Source organism: Prevotella melaninogenica (assembly GCF_018127925.1).
GTDB lineage: Bacteria > Bacteroidota > Bacteroidia > Bacteroidales > Bacteroidaceae > Prevotella > Prevotella melaninogenica_C.
Map to the genome: position 1 here is coordinate 690,515 of NZ_CP072348.1, position 16,482 is coordinate 706,996.

Annotated in this window: 13 protein-coding genes and 1 pseudogene; 7 read left to right on the top strand and 7 right to left on the bottom strand. The window is 38.3% G+C overall.

Features of this window, described 5'->3' with window-relative positions; translation table 11 throughout:
- Window positions 1-48: 48 nt before the first annotated feature.
- Window positions 49-939, bottom strand: a complete 891-nt coding sequence (locus J4861_RS08360) for an ATPase (protein ID WP_211817589.1) — start codon at window positions 937-939, stop codon at window positions 49-51.
- Between the two features lie 185 nt (window positions 940-1,124).
- Here J4861_RS08360 and J4861_RS08365 point away from each other — a divergent pair, with 185 nt between their 5' ends.
- Window positions 1,125-3,488 (top strand): mechanosensitive ion channel family protein, encoded by a 2,364-nt coding sequence (locus J4861_RS08365; RefSeq protein ID WP_211817590.1) that lies wholly within the window; start codon window positions 1,125-1,127, stop codon window positions 3,486-3,488.
- A gap of 640 nt (window positions 3,489-4,128) precedes the next feature.
- Here J4861_RS08365 and J4861_RS08370 read toward each other — a convergent pair.
- Window positions 4,129-4,662 (bottom strand): outer membrane beta-barrel protein, encoded by a 534-nt coding sequence (locus J4861_RS08370; RefSeq protein WP_211817591.1) that lies wholly within the window; start codon window positions 4,660-4,662, stop codon window positions 4,129-4,131.
- Window positions 4,663-4,930: 268 nt separating this feature from the next.
- On the opposite strand from J4861_RS08370, the gene kdsA reads away from it, so the two are divergent.
- The 3 genes from kdsA to J4861_RS08385 all read left to right on the top strand — a co-directional run bounded on the left by kdsA (window position 4,931) and on the right by J4861_RS08385 (window position 8,091).
- Window positions 4,931-5,689 (top strand): 3-deoxy-8-phosphooctulonate synthase, encoded by a 759-nt coding sequence (kdsA, locus tag J4861_RS08375; protein ID WP_211817592.1) that lies wholly within the window; start codon window positions 4,931-4,933, stop codon window positions 5,687-5,689.
- Window positions 5,686-6,657, top strand: a complete 972-nt coding sequence (locus tag J4861_RS08380) for a KpsF/GutQ family sugar-phosphate isomerase (RefSeq protein ID WP_211817593.1) — start codon at window positions 5,686-5,688, stop codon at window positions 6,655-6,657. The genes kdsA and J4861_RS08380 overlap by 4 nt, the downstream gene beginning before the upstream one ends.
- 87 nt (window positions 6,658-6,744) lie before the next feature.
- The gene (locus tag J4861_RS08385) at window positions 6,745-8,091 is read left to right on the top strand and encodes a phospholipase D-like domain-containing protein (protein WP_211817594.1); all 1,347 of its coding nucleotides are present in this window, start codon (window positions 6,745-6,747) and stop codon (window positions 8,089-8,091) included.
- 27 nt (window positions 8,092-8,118) lie between these two features.
- On the opposite strand, the gene J4861_RS08390 is transcribed toward J4861_RS08385, so the two are convergent.
- Window positions 8,119-8,733 carry a response regulator transcription factor gene (locus tag J4861_RS08390; RefSeq protein ID WP_211817595.1) on the bottom strand — a complete coding sequence of 205 codons (615 nt, stop codon included), beginning with the start codon at window positions 8,731-8,733 and terminating at the stop codon, window positions 8,119-8,121.
- Between the two features lie 54 nt (window positions 8,734-8,787).
- Entirely contained in the window at window positions 8,788-9,744 is a 957-nt protein-coding gene (locus J4861_RS08395; RefSeq protein ID WP_211817596.1) for a LuxR C-terminal-related transcriptional regulator, read from the bottom strand.
- Window positions 9,745-10,218: 474 nt separating this feature from the next.
- On the opposite strand from J4861_RS08395, the gene J4861_RS08400 reads away from it, so the two are divergent.
- The 3 genes from J4861_RS08400 to J4861_RS08410 all read left to right on the top strand — a co-directional run bounded on the left by J4861_RS08400 (window position 10,219) and on the right by J4861_RS08410 (window position 13,249).
- Window positions 10,219-11,367 carry a replication initiation protein gene (locus J4861_RS08400; protein WP_211817597.1) on the top strand — a complete coding sequence of 383 codons (1,149 nt, stop codon included), beginning with the start codon at window positions 10,219-10,221 and terminating at the stop codon, window positions 11,365-11,367.
- A 114-nt stretch (window positions 11,368-11,481) separates the two neighbouring features.
- Window positions 11,482-12,534: a hypothetical protein gene (locus J4861_RS08405; protein WP_211817598.1), complete on the top strand. Its 1,053-nt coding sequence runs from the start codon at window positions 11,482-11,484 to the stop codon at window positions 12,532-12,534.
- 13 nt (window positions 12,535-12,547) lie between these two features.
- Window positions 12,548-13,249: a hypothetical protein gene (locus J4861_RS08410; RefSeq protein WP_211817599.1), complete on the top strand. Its 702-nt coding sequence runs from the start codon at window positions 12,548-12,550 to the stop codon at window positions 13,247-13,249.
- Window positions 13,250-13,631: 382 nt separating this feature from the next.
- On the opposite strand, the pseudogene J4861_RS08415 reads toward J4861_RS08410, so the two are convergent.
- The 3 genes and pseudogenes from J4861_RS08415 to J4861_RS08425 form a co-directional block, all read right to left on the bottom strand.
- Window positions 13,632-14,039: pseudogene (locus J4861_RS08415) on the bottom strand (transposase); the annotation flags it as partial.
- 190 nt (window positions 14,040-14,229) lie between these two features.
- Window positions 14,230-14,772, bottom strand: a complete 543-nt coding sequence (locus tag J4861_RS08420) for a 5-formyltetrahydrofolate cyclo-ligase (RefSeq protein WP_211817600.1) — start codon at window positions 14,770-14,772, stop codon at window positions 14,230-14,232.
- Window positions 14,769-16,448, bottom strand: a complete 1,680-nt coding sequence (locus J4861_RS08425; RefSeq protein WP_211817601.1) for a S41 family peptidase — start codon at window positions 16,446-16,448, stop codon at window positions 14,769-14,771. The genes J4861_RS08420 and J4861_RS08425 overlap by 4 nt, the downstream gene beginning before the upstream one ends.
- Between the last annotated feature and the right edge of the window lie 34 nt (window positions 16,449-16,482).

Here is a 16,482-nt window from a genome sequence, read left to right on the forward strand (position 1 = left end):
GTTGTCCATGAAAATATCTTATCGACAGCTTACATGAAAGAAAACAAATTAAGAATAGTATTCTATCAATCCATCTATTGGTGAGGCTATCACCTTGCCAACTTGGAAATTAAACGTACTGGCACTCGCTCTTAACTGTTCTTCAAAAGCTGCTGCAATCCCCCCAACAGCAGAAATTGTACGGACTGAGGTTGCTGTATACTTCAAGATATTTTTCTTAAAAAAGTTATCGAAGTTATATCTTACTAAAGATTCTAATTCAACGTATTGCAAGTTCTCTTTAATAAACTTTGAAATACCTCCTAAATAACGATTTGCAAGCGGTTGACGATAAACTTTATCAATGATTTCTGGATAGGTTAAACCACTCCACGCTAAATATAAATCACGTATTTCTGTAGATAAATCACCCTTAAAAATACCATTGAGTAGCAACTTGCCAAGTACTGCTCCACTACCTTCATCTCCTAAGATATAACCCAAAGGGGGAATATTTGCCACAATATTATCACCATCATACTGACAGCTATTGGCACCCGTACCCAAAATACAAGCAATACCTGCCTCGTGTCCACAGACAGCATGAGCAGCCCCTAACAAGTCACTCTCCACCTTTATCGACGCTGAAGGAAATGAAACCGTAAGTGCTTCACTCACAACTGAAGAAAGATTCTTTGTACAGCCTGCTCCATAAAAAGCTATCTGTGAGACATATTCTGCTATATCTTTCTTTGGTAAAAAGCTATCATTTTGCTCTGCAGCCTTGTATAGTGCAGGCTTTAGCTCCTGCTCTAAGACTTTCAAAATAACATCCTTCGACTGATGAAAAGGATTTACTCCTTGTGTACGAACTTTCAGAACATACTTGCTTGTATCTGTGGGCAAGCCAATCAATGCCCAGTCAGTCTTAGATCCTCCGCTATCAGCAATTAATATCATAGTATATTTTTTTCGTGCAAACTTACTATTTTTTATCCATTTATATGAATTATAACCCAAGAAAAGCACATACAAAGACATCTTTAGTATCATTTTACATTCCGATATAAGTCTAAATGACAAACTTTCCGTACCTTTGTAGACATTAAAACAATCATAAAAACTATTCTTTACAACAAATAGATATGCGCAAAAAGCTATTCTTTATCACCATATTGCTGTTCATCCTGACCCTTCCAGCAAATGCTGTACTGCAGGAGGACTCACTGAAAAACTCACTCCAAGTACTACGCCATGAATTGATTGCACAGCATCTTGAACAAACAAAACAGCTGAATAATTCAAGATTCATAACTGAACAAGTGACAAATCAGTTAAAAGAAATTGGTGATAAGTCTGCTCAAGTATCATTGATGCTTTATTCACAGAAGACGGATAACATCTTTGACCTTACCTATGCTTGCCAACAAGCAACTGAATTATGGAAAGACTTCCAAACAAAAACACGTCCTTTTCATGACCTTATCACGGAAAGTAACGAAGAAATAGCGCGCTACGACTCCCTTGTCAATGTGCTTAGCACGATGTACACATTCGGTCTTACTCAGAAAATGAAGACTGACCGAAACGTATGTCTTACTCTTGCTGTAAGTATTCGAAGAATGTTAAAGGAGCGCAATGATTCTTATCAAGAATATATACAATACTACAATTACAGCCAGCATCAGTTGCAGGCACTTGATGCCTATGCCCAAAAACGCTATGCCGAGATTCAGTCTGGCATCTTTACAAACACAGGAGATAGCTACTTCAAGGTTCTTAAATCGGTTCGTTTTCGTCTTAGTCAGATGAACACGACACTCTCTGAGAAATATACACCAAACACCGTAGTAGTATCTCAATGGGATGTAAAATGGATTATCACTCTCTTCAGTATGATTCTGATTTATGGTTTGATAGCCATTATCATTAATTATCTGAGTATTCGATTCCTTGTGACACGAGTCATGAAGACAAATCGTTTCGAGCAGAAGAATCAAAGTTTCCTTGCCAAGCGTACTTGTATTATTATGCTTGCTTCAGTCATTACATTCAGTATTGTACTTATCATTATCCGATTGTTCTCGCCTTCTAACTTCGTACACATGGCTTGCAGCCTACTTTTGGAGTACACATGGATGCTATCCGTCATTTTTGCATCGTTGCTTCTGCGTGTAGAAGGTTCACAGACACATAATGCTTATCGTATTTACTATCCACTGATTATGATTGGCTTCTTTGTCATCGCGTTTCGTATCGTGATGCTACCAAGCTCAGTCGTAACGCTTCTCTTCACACCTTTATTATTCATAGACACATTGTGGCAGGCAAGAATGATACACAAATATCATAAGCTTGTACCTCATTACGACTTATACTTTGCGTATATTTCGCAATTTGTATTCATCTTCTCACTTATAAGTGCATCGATTGGATACACAATGTTTGCCGTTCAGGTAATCATCTGGTGGTCAATGCAGTTGGCTTGTATTCTTACAATTGCTTTCTTCAAAGACTACCTCAACCAGTACAGGGAGAAACATCCAATAAAGAAACTATCACCAGCAAAGGTATGGCTTCTTCGTTTTGTTGACATTGTGCTCATTCCAACAACTTTAGTAATATCATTTATCCTTGCTATTTATTGGGCAACCGATGTCTTTAATCTTAGTGGATTGACATGGAACTTATTCCGCGCCAACTTTATTGACTCTGATAAGATACAGATTAGTGTTTACTCAATAGCTGTGGTAACTATCCTATGGTTCATCTTTAACTATCTGAATCTAACGATTCGAGATGCTATCAAGTTATATCTCAAACGCAATGACCCATCTACAGCCGAAGCACGTGCTACGATGTATATCAACGTATTACAAGTAATCGTGTGGGGAGCTTGGCTATTGATTACACTTGGTTTCTTTAAAGTCAGCAGCACATGGTTAGTTGTTGTAACAGGTGGCTTGTCAACGGGTATCGGTTTCGCCATGAAGGATATTCTTGAGAACATTTATTATGGTATTTCTTTGATGGCTGGACGTATTAAGATTGGCGATTATATCATCTGTGATGGCATACGTGGTAAGGTAAGTTCCATAAACTATACCTCGACAGTGATTGATGCACTCGATGGTTCAACAATTGCCTTTCAGAACTCACAACTCTTCACTAAGAACTATAAAAACATGACTAAGAACGATGGTTATGAAGTGGGAATTATTGAAGTAGGCGTTGCATACGGTACGAATGTAAAAGAAGTAAGAGAGCTTCTTATAGATGCTATCGCTAAACTTGGTATCACTAATGAAAATAAGGATATTATTGTCAGACTTAAAAGCTTCGACGATAGCTGTATTACACTGAAAATTCTTGTTTGGCTAAATGTGTTAACACAGGGAAATGATATATCAGTTGTTATGGAATGTATCTATGATACGCTGAACAATAACGGCATTGAAATCCCATTCCCACAGCGTGAGATTACAATTAAGCATCAACAAGAAAACTAACACATTAGCCTATTTACTTAGATATAAGGACTATAGGTAGGTAAAACACACTCCATTTTGTTAGTCAGAACAGGCTTACTTCGTCATATATATGATGACGATTATAAGCCTTTTTACCCTCTCCTACGATTGTGTTGAGGCTTAGCACGTGTGGTGCGAAGGCTTAACACCAATGGTGCGAAGGGCAAACTCCAAGCTATATATTATTGGAGAGAATACAACTCAACGTTTGGAACGATGAGTACCAGTATGTAATAAGAAATTTATTACTTGTTTTTTCTACATATATCAACAGCTATTATGCTAAAAAAGTTATTACAGAATAACAACATAAACTTAATTAAAACAACTCAAGAATACGCTTTTCAAAGATACTTATAACTATCATAAAATCAATTGATTACATATTACAGAAGTAAAAGATGCTTGTTTAGCATTTAAAAAGCGTTAATAAGAGATCAAAAGGGCATCTTTTAAAAGCCAAGTAAGGCTTAATAAAGACACCGTTAAGCATTGATTAGACCTGACAAAGAAAAGAAATATTGACAAATATAAGACCAATGGTTAGTATTATAACATAAAAAAGAGGGATGCAATATGCACCCCTCTATATAATTTAAACTTTGTTCAATTCAACTTATTAGAAGTTATAGTAAACACCGAAAGTAATGTTGTTGCCATCGAGGCTTGCACCCCAAGTGTGAGCATCTACGCTTGAACCCTTCAGCTTAACAGACTTCCAACCAGCAAAACCGACGTGAGCTATGAAACTTACCTTTGGGCTAACGTTTACAGATACACCTGGCTTCAAACCTACAGACCATGCGTTTATACCGCCTCTATAGTGCTGATAACCAAAACCACCATCAATGAAACCATTTACATATTTGCTGCGTGCGAAAGTGTAACGAACGTATGGCTCCAACTTAAAGTAGTTGTTAACTAAGTTCTCATTCGCAATGTTAACATTACTTTTACCCCAACCAACAACTGTACCGATTGCCCAATTCTCGTCGAGATTAATACCAACCTCAGGGAGAACCTGATAAGTTGTTACATTCTCAGAATTACCATCTTTTGATGAAGCAATACCTACGCTACCACCAACATAACCCTGTGCGCTTGCTGCAAGTGATACACATGCTACAGCAAATGATAATAAAATCTTTTTCATAATAGAAAACTTTTAAATTAATACTGAATTAAATCTATTTACCTTATGCTACATACCACTCATAAAGAGGTAATAAGCGTTGTTTTCTGGGTGCAAAGTAAAAGGTTTTCTATTAAACAACCAAATTTTATGCATAAGTTTTACTTTAAACATCTAAATGAACGTTAATCATTTGTCTGTTCACCTTATTATATATAACTTTGCAGTAACTCTTGGGAGAATATATCAATATTTTTGTAATAACAGGAGCATTATATACTATTGAATTATGATGAATAAACCTACTTTCATTGCAGGTCCCTGCGTTATTGAAAGCCAAGAATTACTCAACACGGTTGCTGAAGAGTTGGTTAGGCTTAATAAGAAATACGATATAGATATCATTTTTAAAGCAAGCTTTGATAAGGCTAATCGTACAAGCATACACTCTTTCCGTGGTCCAGGACTTGACAAAGGACTTATGATGCTTCAAACAATCAAGGAGAAGTACGGATTACGATTGCTGACCGATATTCATGAAAGCTATCAAGCTGAGGCTGTTGGAGAAGTTATTGACGTTATTCAGATTCCTGCTTTCCTTTGTCGTCAGACTGACTTATTAGTGGCTGCAGCAAAGACTGGTAAGATTGTAAACATCAAGAAAGCACAGTTTCTTAGTGGTAGAGATATGCGTTATCCTGTACAAAAGTGTCAGGAAAGTGGGGCTAAGGATGTGTGGTTGACAGAGCGTGGAAATAGTTTTGGGTATAACAACCTCGTTGTTGACTTCCGTAATATCCCTGATATGAAAGAAATCGTTCCGAATGTCATCATGGATTGTACGCATAGTGTACAGCGTCCAAGTGCAGGAGATGGTAAGACGGTTGGCGATCGTAAGTTTGTTCCTTCAATGGCATTAGCGGCTAAAGCCTTTGGTGCTACAGGCTACTTCTTTGAAGTTCACCCTACTCCAGACGCAGGACTATCAGATGCAGCTAATATGTTGGAACTTGAAAAGTTAGATGAATTAATAGGAAAACTGGTATGAACGAAGCAGAACAAAGATTGACACAAGTCAGAGCGTATGCTACGCAATGTATCAGAGAAGAGGCTGAAGCTACACTTAATTTGATAAATCAGTTAGATGAGAACTTTGATAAGGCTGTTAGCTTGATGTTCCATTGTACAGGTAAGGTTATCGTTACGGGTGTTGGCAAAAGTGGAAACATTGGTGCTAAGATTGCTGCAACCCTTTCTTCTACTGGTACACCTGCATTCTTTGTTAATCCTTTAGACGTCTATCATGGCGATTTGGGTGTAATGACAAAGGATGATGTTGTGTTGGCATTATCAAATTCTGGACAGACAGACGAGCTACTCCGCTTCATTCCAATGGTGCTTCACATGAATATTCCTATTATCGGAATGAGTGCCAATCCAAATTCGTTATTAGCAAAGTATTCTACAGCCCATTTGAAGGTGTGGGTTGAGAAAGAAGCGTGCCCTCTTAACCTTGCTCCAACCAGTTCAACAACGGCAGCTCTTGTCATGGGTGATGCCTTAGCGATTGCGCTTATGCGTGTACGCAACTTTAAGCCACAGGACTTTGCACAGTTCCACCCTGGTGGAGAGTTGGGAAAACGCTTGTTAACTACAGCACAAGATGTAATGCGTTCAGATGAACTTCCTATCATTCCAAAGGATATGCACTTAGGAGAAGCTATCATACATGTTAGTAAGGGCAAGCTTGGCTTGGGTGTATCGCTTGACAATGGGAAGGTGATAGGCTTGATAACAGATGGAGATATCCGTAGAGCTATGGAACGATGGCAGGCTGAGTTCTTTGACCATACAGTCAGTGATATTATGACAAGGGAACCGAAAATTGTCTTACCAACTACGAAGATTACAGAGATTCAACAGATTATGCAGCAGAATAAGGTACATACAGTGTTAGTATGCGATGAGGAAAGACACTTCTTAGGTGTTGTTGACCATTATAGTTGTATGCTGTAAAGATAGTTTTTATTATCTTATCTACGATATTTATATTGAGCAAAATAACCTTTGTTTGCCATAGGTTATTGTTTGCTATTGACGAAAATGAGAGAAAGAAAAGTGAACTTTAATACAAAAAAAGCCATTACATGCGTAATGGTATTATGTTACATACTATTTCCAACATATCTTTTAGCACAAACAGAGACACAAAACGCTGAATCTGGAGGGCATGAGATACTTACGAATAGAGCCGATTCTATGATTGTGAATCAGCTGCGCAAAAAGAATGTACACTTCTCTCATAATAACTCAGTAACCTTACTTACAACAGGTAAAGATAAGTTTAATGATCTATTCAAGGCCATTGACCAAGCACGCTCAAGTATTCACTTGGAATACTTCAACTTCCGCAATGATTCTATCAATGACGAACTCATACAACATTTAGCGGCAAAAGCGAAAGAAGGAGTTGAAGTTAGAGCAGTTTTTGATGGCTTTGGTAATGCAAGTAACAACCGTCCCATGAGGAAACGCCACCTGAAAGCGATTTGTGAAAAGGGCATTGAGATATATGAGTTTAAGCCAATGGAGTTCCCTTGGCTACACGATATATTCAACCGTGACCACCGTAAGATAGTTGTTATTGACGGAAAGGTTGCATATACGGGTGGAATGAATGTGGCTGACTATTATATTAATGGTACAGAAGTTGTCGGATCATGGCATGATATGCATTGTAGAATCGAGGGAGACGAGGTAAATACATTGCAGAATATCTTTCTTAATATGTGGTTTTTAGCATCTAAGCAGAGAATACATGGTGCTAAATATTATCGTGGAATCTCTAACGCTGATTATATAAAAGGCTTGAAACCTGATACTTGTGGATGTTCAGGAAGTAAAATGGTGGGTATTATTAACCGTGAACCACACATTTCAAAGGATATTATCCGTTATTTCTATGTGAATGCTATCAATGATGCAAAGGACAGTATAAAACTTATCAACCCATATTTTACACTGAGCAGAGCCTTGAAAAAAGCATTAAGAAATGCCGTAAAGCGAGGCGTAAAAGTAGAAATCCTACTGAGTGTAAAGAGTGATATCCCACTAACTCCTGATTGTGGATTCTATAATGCACATCAATTAATGAAGCAAGGTTGTACAATCTGGATGTATGAGAAAGGCTTTCATCACACGAAGATTATTACTGTAGACGGACAATTCTGTACCGTTGGTTCAGCCAATCTTAATGCAAGAAGCCTACGATGGGACCGTGAAGAAAATGCAGTAATAGTTGATGCTTGTACAACACATGAATTAGATGAACTCTTTGAAGCTCAAAAGAAAGATAGCTTTAAGCTTACAGAAGCAAAGTGGAAACAGTGGCGTACACCATGGCAACGTTTCCGCGGCTGGTTTGCTCATCTGTTATCTCCATTCCTATAACGGATAGAAAACAGCAAATTAGCCGTATTAAATCTTATTGATATCTATATAACCATTCATCACCGCATAGATGGTCAAGGCTGAAACACTCTTCATTCCAAGCTTATCCATAATATTCTTGCGGTGAGTAATAACGGTTGTAAGACTGATATTCAACTTCTCAGCAATCTCTTTATTAATCAATCCTTGAACTATCAAAGACAAAACCTCTATCTCACGATTGCTTAAAATCTTATTCTTTAATACTTGAGGGAGTTGCGGTAAGTTCTTACCACCTGAGTGACCATACTGCGCTATCTTTAGAATAGCTTTAACAAGCTCATCCTCAGGAACATTAATACAAAAACTATGGAAACCAGAAAGTTGTGCATTTGGGTCCTTTGTAATAGTCAGAACAATGGTCTTGTGGATACATTGAGAGAAGAATTGTCTATTTTCTAAGACAATTACTTGTGACACAAAATAATGATAATACGAATTTGGCTGTGCCTTTTCAAACTCTTGGAAGCTTGAAAAAGAATCAACAGTCATGATAGGCATAACATTCTGCAGTAGCTGTTTCAATCCTAACACAACAAGCGTGTTAGCATCAACGATAGCAATCTTGGGACGTCCCATATTCATATTAACTGGATGCTCCATCGTTTTATTTATAGAGTAATAGGGTGACTCACCCACCCTATTAACTGATTTCTGTTAAAGTTTCACGCTACTGATATCCACAAGATTATTAACAATCGCATAGATTGTCAATCCTGCTGGTGAATGTATTTGCAACTTACGAGCAATATTACGACGATGCGTAATCACCGTGTTAGTTGAAATACACAAATGGTCAGCTATTTCCTTGTTTGTCATTCCTTGTGCAACTGCCACAATTACATCCTTTTCGCGATCACTAAGAACCTCATTTGACACAGGATTCTGCGTAATCATGTTCGAAATCTTTACACTTACATCATTTTGCTTACTCTTTTGTTCTAAGCGTCTGATTACTGGAATAAAGATTTCTTCTTCTACCAAAGCATGCTGTTCAAGCCACGCTTCGCAATTATATATATCATATAATGTAGCAGTAAGACGGTTGTTATGATGCGCGTCGGAAGGCAGATACTTGATGATAATACTCTTCAATTCACGCAACTTCACGTCTGTTTGGCTATGATGCTTCGAATAAGTCTCTACATCATACTTATCATTCGCCTCACCCTTCAGCAGGCTATCAACATATGGAAAGACATTCTTCTCCTCATATTGCATGTGATTATGGATAGAATGAGCATACTCATCATAGAGGCGGAGAATAAGACGGGCAAGATTATCCGTTTCATCCAAAGAAGCACACAACTCTTTGCGTATGAAAGGTAACTTATATTCAAGATAGTAAGTATGGCTTGCTCTAAGGTATTGCATAAGAGTTGGAATAGACAATCTGTCTACATCATCAAATCCCTTGTATCCATTTATCGAAAAATTGACTACAGCCAAGAATGTGTAAGTGTCTACATTCTGATCATCACACACTTCTCTCACGGTCTTATCGCCAAAGCCCAAGCTGATACCAAAGCTCCCTAAGCTCTGTAACAGGTCATAATTATCTCTGATAAGATAAATCATCTTATCATCGGGCTCGTACATTTTCTGATTCTTCATCTTGTCACGTTGTAATGATATCGTATGCAAAATAACAAAAAAAAAGTCAATAATGCAATAGTTGTTGTCAAGTATTTAGTTTTTTATCATTAATTATCATCCTAAAAAATTACACTATAAAAGAGCTACTTAATCATCTAATATTCTTCTAACCCTATAATCTTACGATGTATTTATCTTGATATTGGCAACTTATTCTCCCCTTTTTATGAAGGTGTTTATGCCCCGCACATATCGTGCGATAGCTTAGCACCAATGGTGTTGTTGGTTAGCACCAATGGTGTTGATAACTAAACACCTTACTATATGTTGTAAATAAAAGAACGACTTGCTACTAAAATCGTTTCGCATAATACACTATAAACGACAAAGAAAAAACTATTTTTGTTTATTTAGTGGTTTGTTCCAAATAAAAGCGGTATCTTTGTAACTTCTAAAGTGTTATAAAATACATGATAAGCTAAGACAACTGATATGACAACAGATAAAACAGCCATTAGAAAGGTTACTCGTAAACGTGGAGCAAAAGCACAGAAAGCACCGTTGAAAAGTCGTACTATCTCGAATGACCTTATCCCTATTGAAGAAGAAACATGGCTTCTTCAGCCTATTGCCGTGACGATGATGCGTCATGACTATTCACTCATTCAAGTGAGGATTCTGGTGTCTATTGTTGAGAGTCTGCAATCAATCTTACATGGTATTTTAAATAACAAACGAGGATTTCAGCTCGACTTATTCCACACTGATGAGTTGGATGAGGACGGACGTATGCCTATAAAACTGCCATTCAAGGAATTAGGTGTCGACCCAAATCACTATCCTCAGTTGAGAAATTCACTGAAGATGCTTGCTTCTATTCCTGTAGAAATACCTTATAAGACAGCTGAAGGAAGAAAGTACACCAAGGCAACCAACCTTTGTGACGTATATATTCCAGAGGATCGTTCTTATAACAAATATGCTATTCTGAAGCTTGATCATAGTGTTGCAGAGCGTCTTGTATCGTTAGACTTTGGTTATCACCGCTTAGGCAAACAGATTGTCTTTGCATGTAAAAACCGCTACACCCAGCGTATCTATATGTTTATAGAGTCATGGGTGGACAAAGGTCGTACTGTCATTAAGACTTTGGAGTTCCGTAAGATGCTTCGTTTGGAGAACAACTATAAGAAGTTCTCAGACTTCTGTCGTCGTGTTCTTGACCCTGCCATGCAGGAATTAAAGGAGCTTGCAGAGAAAGGTTTCTGCGATTGTCACTTTGAGTATGAGAAGAAGTATGACCATGGTCAGCGTGGTGGTGAGCCAGATGAGCTTATCTTCATCATACACCGCACTAAGGATAAGATGAATCTACAATTGCAGGAAATGACACAGAACCAGCGTCGACAGTTCCAGCAATACCTTGTACAATACTTCGATTTCACACCAGTAAATGCGCAAGCAATGGCTGATCGTATCACAGCCGAAACCTATCAGGAGGCTGTACAGAAGCTTATGAGCCTACGCGATCGTTTTGCAAAGACATTCGTTAAGGACAAAGCTGCCTATACTTTCAAGAGTCTTGATGAAATGTTGAAGTCGAAGGAAGTTCCCAACACCATAGTAGAGGAAGTGGAATAACATATAGGAACTTTCCCTTACGGAATAGGAATTTACCTATTGGATATTTGAAACCAAACGACTACTTTTGCAATAGAGATATAACATAAGTAGTCATTCTTAAAGGTTACAGATATGAAAAAGAATATTTTATATACATTCGCTTTAGGTTGTTTAAGCCTTTCACTATCTTCATGTGGTACATACCTCTCTGCAGGGGGTGGATATGGTGGTCCTGTTTCTGTATATGACGATGGATATAATGTTGGATACAGCAGTACATACGGCAGAATTGGATATGAAGAGGCGCGACGACAGGCACTCTTCTTATCAGACAAGATGGCTTACGAACTTGGTTTGAGCGATGCACAGTATCAGGCTGTGTATGAGATAAATCTTGATTATCTCCTTAATATGCAGGGAGAACGCTCACTCTACGGAGACTATTGGGCACGTCGTAACAGCGATTTGTTCTATGTATTGAATACTCGCCAATATAATTATTACATAGGTGAAGATTACTTCTACCGTCCAGTTTATTGGTACAATAATGATTATGCTTATAGGGTTTACAATCGTTACACCGACCGCAATTATTATTACCGCTCACGCCCAGCAGAATACTACACCTATCGCGGCGGACGAAACAGATACAATGACAGCTATTACGCTGGACGCTTCGGTGCACGACGTAATCCACCTACGGTAACCAACCGTACAAGAACGAGCCAAGAGGTTTATCAGAATGGTGGCTCATGGAATTCTCCTCAGCAGAATAATGGCTATAGCAGCTTTGGTAATGCAAGGAGAGAGAATATGAACACAGCGCCAAGTAGGTCTTATAACGAGCAATTTGGGGGAGCAAGACCACAGTCTGAAAGACAGACTTATCAACCTCAACAGCAGCAGTATTCTGTTCCTCCACAGCCATCAGGTAGCAGGTCTTCATTTGGAAGTGCTTCTCGTTCATCAGCACCAAGTGCTCCAATGAATTCTAATCAGCCTTCATTTGGCAGTGCTTCTCGCTCATCAGCACCAAGTATTCCAATGAACTCTAATCAGTCTTCATTTGGAAATGCTTCTCGCTCATCAGTGCCAAGCGCTCCAATGAATTCGAATCAGTCATCATCGGGTTCAACCCGTTCAGATGCACCAACGAATAATAGTCGATTCGGTGGACATAGATAGTAGAAAAATATATATGAGAATAACGGAAATAAACCGCTTAAGAGTAGCCTCTGTAATGGTCAGGGGCTACTTTCATGCTTTCTTCTCGGGACTGGCTGATGCCTTATATCCAGGGAAGAAAAGATTAGAACCAAAGGAATATAAGCAATTATTGGTTAACAACTTTGATAACCTTTCAGGTCATTTCGTATCTGTACTCTTTCCTGTCCTTATCCGCCTGAACTACTCAGACCTTGAGACTGTGGCAGAAGATATGAAGCGACGTCATTTCTCTGAGACAACTTCTGCAAAGATTTTATTGCGTTATGCCTGTGGGAGCAAGGAGTTATATGACCTTGTAACAGCCGAATATCAAAAACAGATGTTTGCTCTGCTTGACGGACATTTACAGTCTGCTGAAGACTATTTTGCTGATTGCCCTACTTTAGTACATGAAAACAACGTACCTGTTTCACTCGCTATCCGCTCTATTGTTCGTGTACAAATGCAAGCCTATGCTGCAGGAATAACACAAGCAAAAACAGAGATTAACGGATTGCATCAGGCTACTGTATATCGTTTGATGATTGCAGGAATGATGACACTTCTGCATGAAGAGCCTGTAAAGTTTGAAGAGGAGAACTTGGAAATGATGTTCAGAAAGGTATCATTAAACTCTGATAACTTTGAACATCTCATGAATGAAATGAATCAAGCCTACGAAGACTTGGTTTAATACAAATATTTTTAAAACAAAGACTTTAGAAAGGTAGCACAGAAGCTCTCTTTTATCCGTCTCCATAAAGCAGTTATGCAACATCATTTTTTACGGCTTTTAAGATTAGAAATTATTTTACATTTTATTCTATAAAAGCTATTAGATGACGATATAATATGTCTTTCTTTAACGCATCTATAACCAATTGTAATTCAACATCTTACAATACAGCATAAGAAAAGGTGCTTAGTTGGCTTTGAAAAGGGCGTTAGTTAGACCTTAAAAGGGCACCTTTTACAATACAATTAGTGCTTAATTGGAATCCAATTAAGCACTAACTATTTTTATTGCAAGAATATTTTTTTCTGTGTTTTGATAAAAGTACTAACAAACCTTAAACACTTTCAAAGTATGCCTCATAGTCATCAGAGAGTGTATAGATGCTGTCCCTCTGCCCCATAATCTCTCGCAATTTCATCATCATCAACCATGCGGGAGAGTAATATTCGAGTTCAAGCTGATGCTGGATCTCCTTAGCCGACAGTACCTGCTTGATGGATGTCATCATGTGCGCAGTAGAGAACCAATCATACAGCGGTAGTTTGCTATGTTCCATAACGGTACCCTTTGTCAACGAGATTCTGTTGCCACAGTTCTCACATTGAAAGGATTTCCTTCCAGGCAGCCATTTATACTTTGTAGCTCCACACTTAGGACACACAACACCTATTTCCTCTCGAACAGCTCTAAGGTAGTTCTCGCAGCTATCCTCATCAGGGAACATCTGGAAGAAGTCTTTCAATAACATAGGTCTCATATTTGTGACAAATATAATTGATTTTCAGATTTTTACAATGGAGCTATATTGAAATTAACATACCTTAGTACTTTTATCAAAACACAGAAATATTTTTTTACATTATCTATAAAATCTAAAGATACAATACACTATCTTTTTGACTTATAGTAAAGTGATTTTTCCACAGATTCTCATAATCTTAGTAGATACATTCATCTACCTTTATATCTGTCTCTTCAGTTGGTATGTTTGGAAGGAACTGAAAAGGAAAACAGATACCAACCTTATATGCATTTGTGAGCAAAGGAAGAAAACGATCATAATAACCTTTTCCACGTCCAAGACGATTCCGTTCCTTATCAAAAGCCATACCTGGAATGAGCGCAAATTCTATAGAAGAGAAATCCGTAAAAGCTTCACCTATAGGCTCAAGTATTCCATAACTACTCGTTTCAAAGGAATTTGGATTACGATAGAGTCGAAGTTCCATTTCGGTATCACTGATGACAACAGGAAGAAGAATAGTCCTTCCTTCATTATGAAGTTGCTTGATGAGGTCATGTGTATATACCTCATCAGGCAGCGAATTATACAGAAGAACTGTCTTAGCACTTTGAAGACGTGGGTGATTGAGTACTCGCTGGATAAGTGGACATGACTCCTTTATCAATTCTTCTGTAGAAAACTGCTTCTTACGTGCCCTCACTTCTTTCCGTAAGGACTTTTTATCAAGATGTATCATCGCCGTAGAGGGATTATTTTACGTAGAGAATCAGAATGCTTCAGAGCCTTCTGCTTTGGTTTAAGCAAAAGTAGAGAAGGCATATGGAACACTCTGATAGCCTCTTTTACAGTTGCATCGTCACGGTTTACATACTCTATCCAAGCCTGCTCATCAAGTATATTATAAATGATACGGCTGTTAAGATAATCCTGCAGAAGTGAGTGTGAACGCATAATCATCAAATTACGTCTGCGCAATCCATTCTTTTCTGCAAAGTTAACGAAGTCACCTACAAGATTCTGATGTTCCAAGTAGTTTGCCAAAGGTTTCATTTCCCCAAAACTACTGAGTTTTTTTCTGTTGCTATCAGTATAATTGAAAGCATACTGAAGGATAAGTCCACTCATCACAGCTTCCTTATAATAAGAAGTTACCTTTGATGTATCCTCTGGTACAAAGATGTCTGGCGTAATACCACCGCCACCATATACAGTACGTCCGTTTACTGTATGATAAGCTGGTCCCTCATGTTTGATGCTATCCTGAGAGAAGAACTCACCATGCTGATAACGTGTGAGAATATCATTCTCATAGTCAGCATTATCACCAGGCTTGAATGGCTTTTGAATACAACGTCCTGAAGGAGTATAATAACGTGCTATTGTCAATCGAATCAAACTACCATCATTAAACTGAATTTGCTGCTGTACCAATCCCTTACCAAAGGAACGACGACCAACAATCGTGGCACGATCGTTATCTTGCATAGCACCAGCGAAGATCTCTGCAGCAGAAGCTGAACCTTCATTGATAAGTACAACCATAGGAATATGCTGATAACTTCCCTTACCATCACTACGATAATTAACACGTGGACTCTTTCTACCTTGTGTATAAACAATCAGACGATTCTTTGGAAGGAACTCATTAGCCATCTGTACAGCAGACTCTAAGATACCACCTCCATTATCACGAAGATCAATAACCAAGTGATCTGCACCCCGAATATTGAGAGTTTGCAAAGCTGCTAACATCTCTGCATAGGTTCTTTCGCCAAAACTCTTAATACGAATATAGCCTGTTGTATCATTAAGCATATATGCAGCAGAGACACTCTTCACAGCAATGTCACCACGTGTTACTGTGAACATCTTTACTCCCTTTTCACCATATCGCTTAACACCAATCTTTACCTTCGAATCCTTTGGACCCTTAAGGCGGTGCATAGCTTCCTCATTTGTAACGTCTTTACCAACAAACGATTTACCATTGATACTAACAACCTTGTCACCTGCTAACAAACCAGCCTTATCTGCGGGTCCATCCTTGATAACATTCTGTATACGCAATGTATCTTGACGAATAGTAAATTCAATTCCAACACCTGAGAAAGAGCCCTTCAAGTCATCCGTAGCCAACTGCACATCCTTTGCACTGATATAGACAGAATGTGGGTCAAGCTCTGACAGAATCTCGGGAATAGCCTTATCAACAAGTTCATCGATATTAACAGAATCAACATACTGATCATCGATGATATGCAACAGATTACTAAGTCGACTACTACCACTATTAATGATATTTAGACGATTACCTGAGAAATGATTGGCATAGAAAGTACCAATAAGAATACCGACGACAACACATAGTGCCATCAGTAACGGCATGAAATGATTGTTTTTACTCTGATTCATAAAAGCCTAACCCCCACTCTTCCAGATAAGATGA